The sequence below is a fragment of the Neisseria sp. P0001.S005 genome, assembly GCF_051963715.1.
On record NZ_JBQCTZ010000125.1, the window covers coordinates 1 to 10,205 of the forward strand.

Here is a 10,205-nt window from a genome sequence, read left to right on the forward strand (position 1 = left end):
GGAACATTACTAGTGAATATTATAAAAAAGTAGAATAATTCATTTAGTGATTGATTATATTGAATAAAAACATGATTCCTTATTGAACTTTTTTAAAACATATTGATTTGGTTTAAAAAGGGAATTGTGTAAGTATTTGGCGTTAATCAAAAAACTTGTTTCAAGCTTTGGGAATAGATAATCAATAGAAAAAGGCCGTCTGAATGTTCAGACGGCCTTTTTCAAAAAGTTACTTATTTGGTTGCAGAAGTAGTAGAAGCAGCTTCGGCTTGAGCACCTGCAGCTGCATTTTCACCCCATGCAGCAGGATATTTGTAACCGGCAAAGCGTTTTTGTGAGTAGGCTTTGAACTCGTCAGAGTTGTAAGCTTCGGTTACATCTTTCAGCCATTGGCTGTCTTTGTCGGCAGTGCGGACGGCAGACCAGTTAACGTAGGCAAAGCTTGGCTCTTGGAACAGGGCTTCAGTCAGTTTCATGCCGCTGCTCATGGCGTAGTTGCCGTTAACGACGGCAAAGTCAACGTCGGCACGGCTGCGTGGCAGTTGGGCGGCTTCAAGTTCTACGATTTGGATGTTTTTTGGATTTTCGGCAATATCGTTTTTAGAAGCAGTCAGCGGATCAACGTCGGCTTTCAGTTTAATCCAGCCCAATTCGTTCAACATAACCAATGCACGGGCAAAGTTAGATGGGTCGTTAGGTGCAGAAACGCTGACACCGTCTTTCACTTCGTCTAAAGATTTCAGTTTGCCAGGGTACAAGCCCAAAGGTGCAGTCGGTACTTGGAAGGCTTCAACAATGTCCAGTTTGTGTTCTTTTTTGAAGTCGTCCAGATAAGGTTTGTGTTGAAAGATGTTGATGTCCAATTCGCCTTCAGCCAAAGCAAGGTTGGGGCGGACATAGTCGGTGAACTCGATCAGTTTGACTTTATAGCCTTTTTTCTCCAAAGCCGGTTGGATTTGGTCTTTTACCATATCGCCGAAGTCGCCGACGGTTGTACCGAAGACGATTTCTTTTTTCTCTGCGCCGTTGTCGGCAGAGGAAGCGGCAGAAGCAGCAGGCGCGCTGTCTTTTTGACCGCCGCAGGCAGCCAGTACGATGGCGAGCGCAGCGGCTGAAAGGGTTTTGAAGAATGTGTTGATTTGCATATTTTGCTCCTGATGGATGATAAAGCGGTTTCAGACGGCCTCAAGCTGCCGCCGTCAAAATAAAGAGGGATTGTAAATCTATTTTGGAAATATGAGGATGTTTTTTGTAAACTTATTTGGAATATATATATCCTAATATGTTCTAAATAGATAACAGGCCGTCTGAAAAATAGTAAGTCCATTTCAGACGGCCTAGTTTGTTTAACGTTTATCCAGTTTGCGTGCCAAGCTGTTGCCGATACCTTGAATCAGGATAACGAGTAAAACCAGGATGGCGACGATGAAGATGATGACTTCCATTTGATAGCGGTAGTAGCCGTAACGGATGGCAAGGTCGCCCAAACCGCCGCCGCCAATCATGCCTGCTGCCGCACTGTACGACAGAAGGCCGATAGCCAGTACGGTAATGCTGGAAACCATACCTGCACGCGCCTCATTTAAAAGCACTTTGCAGATGATGCTCATGGGCGAGGCACCCATTGCGGAGGCCGCTTCAATCACGCCTCTGGGCACTTCGCGCAGGTTTTGCTCTACCAGACGGGCGAAGTAGAACAGGCCGGATACGCTCAATACCAATGAGGCGGCAACCGGGCCGATGGTCGTGCCGATGATGGCGCGTGTAACAGGAATCATGGCAATCATCAGGATGACGAAAGGGAATGCGCGCATCAGGTTGACCAGATTGTCTAAAAATAAATTCAGCTGTTTGTTGTAGTGCAACTGATGACTTGACGTCACAAACAGCAATACGCCTAAAATCGTACCGAAGATAACGGCGAAAGTAGTCGATAGGCCGACCATAATAAAGGTTTCGCCCAAGGCTTGGATAATTTCGCCCTTCATGCTGACGATGGTCTCAACAGCACTTTCAAATGTTAAATCTGCCATATTTAGTCCTCTCGAATCAGCTCTTGCCCGATTTCGGATTGGGCATGGATTTGGTTGCCGTGTACTTCAACGATTTCCAGCAGACGGCCTTTGTCCAAGAGGGCGGCACGGTCGCACAGGCGGCGGATAACGCTCATTTCGTGGGTAACGATGACGATGGTTACGTTGAAACGTCGGTTGATGTCTTCCAAACACTTCAAAACGCTGCGCGTAGTGGCGGGGTCGAGGGCGGAAGTGGGTTCGTCGGCGAGGATGACTTGAGGTTGCGGCGCCAGCGCGCGGGCAATGCCGACACGTTGTTTTTGACCGCCGGAAAGTTGGGACGGGTAATGGTTGGCACGGTCTTGCAAGTCGACGATTTCCAAACATTCTTCAACACGCGCTTGGATTTTTTTAGACGGCCATTTGGCAATTTCTAAAGGAAAAGCGACGTTTTCGGCAACGGTACGGTTGCTCAATAGGTTGAACTGTTGGAACACCATGCCGATGTTTTGTCGGGCGTGGCGCAGTTGCGTGGCGTTGAGCGCGGTCAGTTCTTGGCCGCACACGCTGACGGTACCTGTATCCGGACGTTCCAATAAGTTAATCAGACGCAACAAGGTGGATTTGCCTGCACCGGAGTAGCCCATCAGGCCAAAGATTTCACCCTGTTTGATTTTGAGGCTGGTCGGCTCGACGGCGACAAAGTCTTTTTTGTCGCATGTTTGATAGTGTTTGGAAACGTGATCCAGAATAATCATGGTTTATCCGTGTTTTCTTTAATTCGTGTGGCCATCAGGGTGTGCAGACGGCGGTTGTCGGCGCGTGCAACAGTAAATTGCAGGCTGCCGATGATGACTTTTTCGCCGCGTACGGGCAGATGCCCCAACTCTTGAATGACCAGGCCGCCGATGGTGTCGGCTTCTTCGCTGCTGTATTCCGTACCGAAGAAGGTGTTGATGTCTTCGATTTCGGTAGCCGCGTGGATGCGCCAGCGTTCGGAAGAAACGGCATGGATGTTGTCGGCGCTGTCGTCTTCGTCAAACTCGTCTTCGATTTCGCCGACGATTTGCTCGATGATGTCTTCAAAGGTGACCAAGCCGGATGTGCCGCCGTATTCGTCGATGACAATCGCCATGTGGTTACGCTGTTCGCGGAACTCTTTTAAAAGGGCGGTCAAAGATTTGCCTTCGGGAACGAAAACGGCAGGGCGCAAGACGGATTGCAGGTGGAACTGCTCGGGGTTGAACATATATTTGAGTAGGTCTTTGGCGTGCAAAATACCCAAAACTTCGTCTTTGTCTTCGCCGATGACGGGGAAACGCGAATGGGCGGTTTCGATGACGTAGGCCGTGATGCGCTCGATGCTGTCGTTCTCTTTCAATACGTTCATGCGGCTGCGCGTAATCATCGCATCGCGCACTTCCAGCTCGGCAAAGTCCAATACTTTTTCCAGCCGGGTCAGTGTCTCGGCGTCAAAAACTTCCTGCTCGTGTGCTTGGCGCAGCAGGGTCAATACGTCTTCGGCGGAGTCGGGCTCGCCGGCAAGTCGGGAGATTAGGCGTTCGAAAAATTTGGGTTTCGACTGCGTACCGTCCATTTTAATATTCGTCCTCTTGGTAGGGGTTGGGGAAGCCTGCCGCCAGCATCAGGCGGATTTCTTCGGCTTCCATTATTTCGGCTTCATCGTCTTCGATGTGGTCGTAGCCCATCAGGTGTAAAGTACCGTGTATGGTCAGGTGGGCAAAATGCTGCTCGGGTGTTTTGCCTTGTTCGGCGGCTTCTTTCAAAACCACTTGCGGACAAATCACCAAATCGCCATACAGGCCGTCTGAAAACTGGTCGGGCAGGATTTCGCCTTCGTTGAGCGCGAAACTCAAGACATTGGTGGCGTAATCTTTGCCACGGTAGTCGCGGTTGTAAGCGCGGGCTTCTTCTTCGTCCAGAAGAATCAGGCTGATGTCTGCGCGGCGGTATTCGTTTTTCAAGGCAGACCACGCCCAGCGGTAAAAATCGCGTTCGCTCGGAAGGTTGACGGCGGTTGAGGCGTTTTCAAAGTTCAGATGAAAACGTTGCCGCTGTAAGGATAAAAAAGGATATTGTTTGGCGCGTTTCATGTTGTCCGGAAAATTGGGTTTTTAGGCGTAAATATAACATATTCACCCCCATGCCGTCTGAAAAACCGCCCAAAAAAAGTGTATCACAACACCACCAAACCATTAGTGGATTACTACCAAGCAGAAGCCAAAGCGGGCAACACGCAATATTTCCGCTTAGACGGCACGCAAAAAGTGGAAGATGTCAGTAAAGAATTAGACAAAATCTTAGCTTAATTCCTCATCGCAACAAAAAAGCCATTCTATTTCAGAATGGCTTTTTTTATGCTCCGATTAACTCGGGATTAACGGTTTATTACCATTGGTAAAACGCACCGGCACCCACACCGTAGTTACCACGACTGTTGGTAGAAACGCTGGCTTTAAACACCCAGTTTTCATTAGGGGTAACACCGGACACACCAAGAGAAACCGCAGATTGACCACCATAGAAACCGGTACCCACGCCCACACCGATAGCACCGGCTTTGGTGGATTGAGGAACAGAAGCGTGAGCAATCGCACTCGCAACACCGCCTCTCAAGTCTTTATTTAAGAGGTTTACATTGCCACGCAATTCATTGATGGAATCGTTATTATCCGCTAATTGAGTGTTAATCGCCGCAATATTATTCGCGTTAGTCTGAATGTTAGCTGTATTAGTCGCAATATTACCCGTGTTAGTCGCAATATTACCCGTGTTAGTCGCAATATTAGCTGTATTAGTCGCAATATTACCCGTGTTAGTTGCAATATTGGTTTTGTTGGTTGCGATATCGGCTTTATTAGTTGCAATATCGGTTTTGTTTTTCTCAACTTTACCGTCTAAAGATTTCAATTGAGCCACGTTCACTGCATCAGTATCTTTTGTACCCGCAGCAACGCTGGTGATTTGACGGGTGATATTGTTGTCAACGTCACCAACAGAAACCGCAGCATGTGAAGCTTTCCAAGCTGCACTTGTCTCAGTTGTAGCAGCTTGAGTTGACGGATCATATCCTACAGCCTCTTTATTAACAGTTGCTTTAGAGTATGAACCTAATGCAACGCCATTTTCTACATCAGCGCCTGAAAATGCACCGACAGATACAGCATAATTTTTAGTTGCTCCAGTATCCGGTATAGACGCTAAACCAATACTCACAGATCCAAAGCCTGTAGCCTTAGCATTTGAACCTACAGCAACAGAATAAGCGCCTGTTGCTTGGGTAGATACCCCAACCGCAGTTGTAGCAATACCTGTAGCATTAGCTTTATTCCCCAAAGCAGAAGCATTAGCGCCATCAGCTACTGCACCATAACCTAGTGCAGTAGCACCATTGCCTTTTGCCTCCGTGTCAGTACCAATAGCTGTCGCACCACCAATGTTTTGAGCTTTACTTGTAGTATCCTTATTAGCCTTAGCATTATCACCAACTGCAACATCTTTTGAAACACCAGCAGCCGCATTTTTACCAATAGCAATGGAATCGTCTGATTTTGCCCCATCATTATTGTAGTTGCCTTGTGTTGTACCAAGAGCCCCAGGAGCAACACTAATAAAGTGTTCTGGCGCGGCCGCGTTGGCAACTGTAGACACACCCAATGCAGAAAGAAGTACGACCGCTGCCGTAGATAATTTCATGCTTGTATTTTTATTTAACTTACTTACATTTTTCATAATAGGTACCATAAAGTTAAAAAATAGACTAGTTATCATCAATGATAAGAAATACACCCTTGCACTTCGCTTAAGATTTTAGCATAAAAATTAAACTTTTTTACTCCATTTGATATTTTATGCATATTAAATTTATGCTTCTCATTGCAATTAAAAGAAGTAAAAATGGCACAAAAAGAAGACAGTCTTTTCAATAGCGCTCATTTTCAGAATTATGATAGACTTCATGCCGTTTTCCATCTTTCAGGCAACCATTATGAACCCGAAAAAACTCGTTATCGCCAGTCGCGAAAGCCTGCTTGCCATGTGGCAGGCAAAACATATCCAAGGCCGTCTGAAAGCCCTGTATCCCGATTGCGAAGTCGAGATTTTGGGCATGACCACGCGCGGCGACCAGATTTTGGACAGAACTTTGTCAAAAGTCGGCGGTAAAGGCTTGTTTGTCAAAGAGTTGGAACAGGCTTTGTATGACGGCAGGGCCGACTTGGCCGTGCATTCGATTAAAGACGTACCGATGGATTTGCCTGAAGGTTTTGCGCTTGCGGCAATCGGCGAACGCGCCAATCCGTTTGACGCGTTTGTGTCCAACCAATACGCACGTTTGGAAGAAATGCCCAAAGGCGCCGTCGTCGGCACATCCAGCCTGCGCCGCGAAGCCCAGTTGCGTGCGCGCTATCCGCATTTGGTTATCAAACCTTTGCGCGGCAATGTGCAAACTCGGTTGTCCAAACTTGATAACGGCGAATACGACGCGATTATCCTAGCTGCCGCCGGTTTGCAGCGTCTGGAATTGGACGAACGCATCCGCATGATTTTGACAGAATCCGACAGCCTGCCTGCCGCCGGACAAGGCGCATTGGGTATTGAAATTGCAGCGCATCGCGAAGATTTGTACGAAGTCTTAAAGCCTTTGAACCACGATACCACGCACGCCTGCGTTACTGCCGAACGCGCTTTGGCGCGCGCTCTGGGCGGAAGCTGCCAAGTGCCGCTGGCCGCATATTGCACTGAAGAAAACGGCTTGCTGACCTTGCGCGGCTTGGTTGGTCATCCTGACGGTTCGGTCATTTTGCAAGCGGACGCGCAAGCCCCTGCCGAATACGCCGATGCCTTGGGTCGTGCAGTCGCCAAAAAACTGGCAGATGATGGTGCGGAAGAGTTGATTACCGCCGTATTGCAAGAACAGGCTTAAAACAGTATAGATAATTTAAAAGGCCGTCTGAAACTTTCAGACGGCCTTTATTTTGTTGATGCTTAAGGATTCATAATCCGCGCAACCAAAGCTTTTTCTTTGCCCTGCATGTTGGGGATTTTGACCTGAATGCCGTTGCCTGGTGCCACATCGACAGGCTGGCCTTTGCGGGTCATTTGTTCCAATTTGATGGTTTGGTTGCCGCTCGGGTGGATGATTTCGAGTGAATCGCCGACGGCAAAGCGGTTTTTGACTTCGATTGTCGCCCAGCCGTTTTCATCGATTTCGGTAACGTGGCCGACATATTGGCTTTGTTTGGCGATGGAGTGGCCGGTCAGGTAGTTTTGGTAATCCTGAGTTTGGTGGCGCTCAAGGAAGCCGCTGGTGTAGCCGCGGTTGGCAAGGCCTTCGAGTTCGCTTAACAGGCTGTAATCAAACGGACGGCCTGCAACGGCATCATCAATCGCTTTGCGGTAGGACTGGGCCACGCGTGCAACGTAATAAAGCGATTTGGTGCGGCCTTCGACTTTAAGGCTGTCTACGCCGATTTTGGCCAGTTTCTCAACCACTTCAATGCCGCGAAGGTCTTTGGAGTTCATGATGTAGGTGCCGTGTTCGTCTTCCATAATCGGCATCATTTCGCCCGGGCGGTTGGACTCTTCAATCAGGAAAACTTTGTCGGCATATGGATGGCGTTTTTGACCGTTGATGCCTTCAAAGTTTTGGTTGGCTTCTTCTTGGGCTTTTTCAAAGTTGAAACCTTGCAGAAGTTGGGCATCGCCCGCATCGCTTTCAGTGGCGTTGTGAACTTTGTAATCCCAACGGCAGGAGTTGGTGCATGTGCCTTGGTTGGGGTCGCGGTGGTTGAAGTAGCCGGAGAGCAGGCAGCGGCCGGAGTAGGCGATACACAATGCGCCGTGGATGAAGACTTCGAGTTCGATGTCGGGGCATTCTTGGCGGATTTCGGCGATTTCTTCCATGCTCAATTCGCGCGACAGAATAATGCGTTCGACGCCGATGTTCTGCCAGAATTTCACGCCCCAATAGTTGGTGGTGTTAGCCTGTACGGACAGGTGAATCGGCATTTCCGGCCATTTTTCGCGCACGGTCATAATCAAACCCGGATCCGCCATAATCAGCGCGTCGGGTTTCATGGCAATCAAGGGCTCCATATCGGAAACAAAGGTTTTGAGTTTGGAGTTGTGCGGCAGCGTATTGACGGTCAGGAAGAATTTTTTGTTGCGCTCGTGCGCTTCTTTAATGCCTTGCTCGAGGACGTCGAGTTTGGCAAATTCGTTGTTGCGGGCACGCAGTGAGTAACGCGGGCTGCCGGCGTAAACGGCATCTGCGCCGTAATCGTAGGCGGCGCGCATGCGTTCGAGGCCACCTGCCGGTAATAAGAGTTCGGGTGCTTTCATGTTTTATGCTTTTTAAAATGTTTTCAGACGGCCCTCAAGGAAAGAGGGAAGGCCGTCTGAAAGATGTTTGAAGAATGGGCGGATTATCCGCTGTTTTTGTGTTTCGGTCAATTTTGTGTCGGGTTTGCGCTTTGTTTTTTATACGGAAAATGTCCTATATGATGAAAGGTGAAAAGGGGGCTTTAATTCATTGGAAATGTAAAAAAAGCAGGGTTGGGAGGAATAATTTAACAAAAAACCGTTCAAACAATGTATTTTCTTGTAAAATATCAAGCTTCATTTTAAAAAATATTCGGATTAGTTACCGATTTTGACCGACGGAAGGGTTATGGATTTTCGTTTTGACATTATTTATGAATACCGCTGGATGTTTTTATACGGCGTATTGACGACGCTGGGGCTGACGGTGGTTGCAACGGCAGGCGGCTCAATTTTGGGTTTGCTGCTGGCATTGGCGCGTTTGATCAATCCGGAAAAAGCTGGTGTGCCGATGCGTGCCTTGGCTTGGGTGTTGCGTAAGATTTCTTTTTGGTATGTTACGCTGTTCCGCGGTACGCCATTGTTTGTACAAATTGTGATTTGGGCTTATGTTTGGTTCCCATTTTTTGTTCATCCGGCCGACGGTGTGTTGATTAGTGGCGAAGCAGCCATTGATTTGCGCCGTTCTTATGGTGCGTTGATTGCCGGTTCTTTGGCTTTGATTGCGAACTCGGGTGCATATATTTGTGAGATTTTCCGTGCCGGTATCCAGTCGATTGATAAAGGCCAAATGGAAGCTGCGCGTTCTTTGGGTCTGACCTATACTCAGGCGATGCGTTATGTGATTTTGCCGCAAGCTTTGCGCCGTATGTTGCCGCCATTGGCCAGTGAGTTTATTACGTTGTTGAAAGACAGCTCATTGCTTTCCGTCATCGGCGTGGCAGAGTTGGCTTATGTACAAAGCACGATTACCGGCCGCTATTCTGTCTATGAAGAGCCGCTTTATACAATCGCGCTGATTTATTTGGTGCTGACAAGCTTTTTGGGTTGGGTATTCCTGCGCTTGGAAAGCCGTTACAATCCGCAACACCGCTAATCGGTTTGAATCAAAAAAGGAAGACTTTTTCAAGTCTTCCTTTTTTATTTGCCGTCAATGTTTCAGACGGCCTGAAATCAGAATGCTTCGCCGACTTTGATACCGCCTGCGATGTCTTTTGGCGTAGCCAGTTTGGCAGTTGCTTGTTGGGCGGCTTGGAATTCTTCGGTTGCCATGATGTCGGCAGCTTCTTGTACGGTCAATGTGTTGGCCATGTATTGCCAACGTGCTGCCAAATCGGCGTTTGCCGGTGCGTGGAAACCGTCTCGCAATTCATCTACCAAATCGGGACGGTTGCATACCAGTACAATATCGCAGCCTGCTTCAAAAGAAAGGCGTGCGCGTTCTTTAATACCGCCGACACCGCATGCGCCTTCCATGGTCAGGTCGTCTGAAAAGATAACGCCGTTAAATCCGATTTCTTGGCGCAGGATTTGTTTCAGCCATTTTTCGGAGAAACCGGCAGGTTGGTTGTCGGTTTGCGGGTACACGACGTGGGCAGGCATCACTGCCGCCATGCCAGCTTGGCTCAATGCGCGGAAGGGGATAAGGTCGGCAGCTTCTAGCGCTTCGCGGCTGCGTTCGTCACAAGGCAGGACGTGATGGCTGTCGCCTTCGACAAAGCCGTGGCCGGGGAAGTGTTTGCCGCAAGATTTCATGCCGCCTTTGTTCAGTCCTTTTTGCAGGGCAAGGGCAAGCTGGGTAACGATGTTGGCGTCGCGGTGGAAACTGCGGTTGCCGATGACGGCGCA

11 protein-coding genes are annotated in these 10,205 nt (G+C 48.6%); 3 read left to right on the forward strand and 8 right to left on the reverse strand.

All coding sequences use genetic code 11. The features are described from left to right. Window positions 1–233: 233 nt before the first annotated feature. From ACTHSP_RS13670 to ybeY, 5 genes are all read right to left on the reverse strand, one after another. Complete coding sequence (locus ACTHSP_RS13670; RefSeq protein ID WP_049350968.1) at window positions 234–1,145, reverse strand: MetQ/NlpA family ABC transporter substrate-binding protein; 912 nt, start codon at window positions 1,143–1,145, stop codon at window positions 234–236. Window positions 1,146–1,346: 201 nt separating this feature from the next. Beyond that, window positions 1,347–2,033, reverse strand: a complete 687-nt coding sequence (locus ACTHSP_RS13675; protein ID WP_049350967.1) for a methionine ABC transporter permease — start codon at window positions 2,031–2,033, stop codon at window positions 1,347–1,349. Window positions 2,034–2,035: 2 nt separating this feature from the next. After that, window positions 2,036–2,773, reverse strand: a complete 738-nt coding sequence (locus ACTHSP_RS13680; protein WP_440346284.1) for a methionine ABC transporter ATP-binding protein — start codon at window positions 2,771–2,773, stop codon at window positions 2,036–2,038. Beyond that, window positions 2,770–3,612 (reverse strand): HlyC/CorC family transporter, encoded by an 843-nt coding sequence (locus ACTHSP_RS13685; RefSeq protein ID WP_049329553.1) that lies wholly within the window; start codon window positions 3,610–3,612, stop codon window positions 2,770–2,772. The genes ACTHSP_RS13680 and ACTHSP_RS13685 overlap by 4 nt, the downstream gene beginning before the upstream one ends. Before the next feature lies 1 nt (window position 3,613). Then, window positions 3,614–4,129 (reverse strand): rRNA maturation RNase YbeY, encoded by a 516-nt coding sequence (gene ybeY / locus ACTHSP_RS13690; protein WP_049350965.1) that lies wholly within the window; start codon window positions 4,127–4,129, stop codon window positions 3,614–3,616. A 78-nt stretch (window positions 4,130–4,207) separates the two neighbouring features. Between ybeY and ACTHSP_RS13695 the strand changes: the two genes are divergently transcribed. Then, window positions 4,208–4,345 carry a hypothetical protein gene (locus ACTHSP_RS13695; RefSeq protein ID WP_210399511.1) on the forward strand — a complete coding sequence of 46 codons (138 nt, stop codon included), beginning with the start codon at window positions 4,208–4,210 and terminating at the stop codon, window positions 4,343–4,345. Window positions 4,346–4,424: 79 nt separating this feature from the next. Here ACTHSP_RS13695 and ACTHSP_RS13700 read toward each other — a convergent pair whose 3' ends face one another. Continuing rightward, window positions 4,425–5,768, reverse strand: a complete 1,344-nt coding sequence (locus ACTHSP_RS13700) for a YadA family autotransporter adhesin (protein WP_318250454.1) — start codon at window positions 5,766–5,768, stop codon at window positions 4,425–4,427. Window positions 5,769–6,024: 256 nt separating this feature from the next. On the opposite strand from ACTHSP_RS13700, the gene hemC reads away from it, so the two are divergent. Beyond that, the gene (gene hemC / locus ACTHSP_RS13705) at window positions 6,025–6,960 is read left to right on the forward strand and encodes a hydroxymethylbilane synthase (protein ID WP_440346285.1); all 936 of its coding nucleotides are present in this window, start codon (window positions 6,025–6,027) and stop codon (window positions 6,958–6,960) included. A 62-nt stretch (window positions 6,961–7,022) separates the two neighbouring features. Here the strand turns inward: hemC and trhP are convergent, their stop codons facing one another. Next, window positions 7,023–8,378, reverse strand: a complete 1,356-nt coding sequence (gene trhP, locus ACTHSP_RS13710; protein WP_049350962.1) for a prephenate-dependent tRNA uridine(34) hydroxylase TrhP — start codon at window positions 8,376–8,378, stop codon at window positions 7,023–7,025. 328 nt (window positions 8,379–8,706) lie between these two features. Between trhP and ACTHSP_RS13715 the strand changes: the two genes are divergently transcribed. Beyond that, window positions 8,707–9,453 (forward strand): amino acid ABC transporter permease, encoded by a 747-nt coding sequence (locus ACTHSP_RS13715; RefSeq protein ID WP_003684370.1) that lies wholly within the window; start codon window positions 8,707–8,709, stop codon window positions 9,451–9,453. Window positions 9,454–9,530: 77 nt separating this feature from the next. Here ACTHSP_RS13715 and nagZ read toward each other — a convergent pair. Further along, window positions 9,531–10,205: beta-N-acetylhexosaminidase (gene nagZ, locus ACTHSP_RS13720; RefSeq protein WP_440346286.1), on the reverse strand; the 675-nt coding region annotated here is incomplete at its 5' end.

Bases quoted from the DNA above. Each gene is read 5' to 3' on its own strand.
- ACTHSP_RS13680 (WP_440346284.1), bottom strand. From the start codon at position 2,773: ATGATTATTCTGGATCACGTTTCCAAACACTATCAAACATGCGACAAA.
- trhP (WP_049350962.1), bottom strand. From the start codon at position 8,378: ATGAAAGCACCCGAACTCTTATTACCGGCAGGTGGCCTCGAACGCATG.
- ACTHSP_RS13675 (WP_049350967.1), bottom strand. From the start codon at position 2,033: ATGGCAGATTTAACATTTGAAAGTGCTGTTGAGACCATCGTCAGCATG.
- ACTHSP_RS13670 (WP_049350968.1), bottom strand. From the start codon at position 1,145: ATGCAAATCAACACATTCTTCAAAACCCTTTCAGCCGCTGCGCTCGCC.
- hemC (WP_440346285.1), top strand. From the start codon at position 6,025: ATGAACCCGAAAAAACTCGTTATCGCCAGTCGCGAAAGCCTGCTTGCC.
- ACTHSP_RS13685 (WP_049329553.1), bottom strand. From the start codon at position 3,612: ATGGACGGTACGCAGTCGAAACCCAAATTTTTCGAACGCCTAATCTCC.
- ACTHSP_RS13700 (WP_318250454.1), bottom strand. From the start codon at position 5,768: ATGAAAAATGTAAGTAAGTTAAATAAAAATACAAGCATGAAATTATCT.
- ybeY (WP_049350965.1), bottom strand. From the start codon at position 4,129: ATGAAACGCGCCAAACAATATCCTTTTTTATCCTTACAGCGGCAACGT.
- ACTHSP_RS13715 (WP_003684370.1), top strand. From the start codon at position 8,707: ATGGATTTTCGTTTTGACATTATTTATGAATACCGCTGGATGTTTTTA.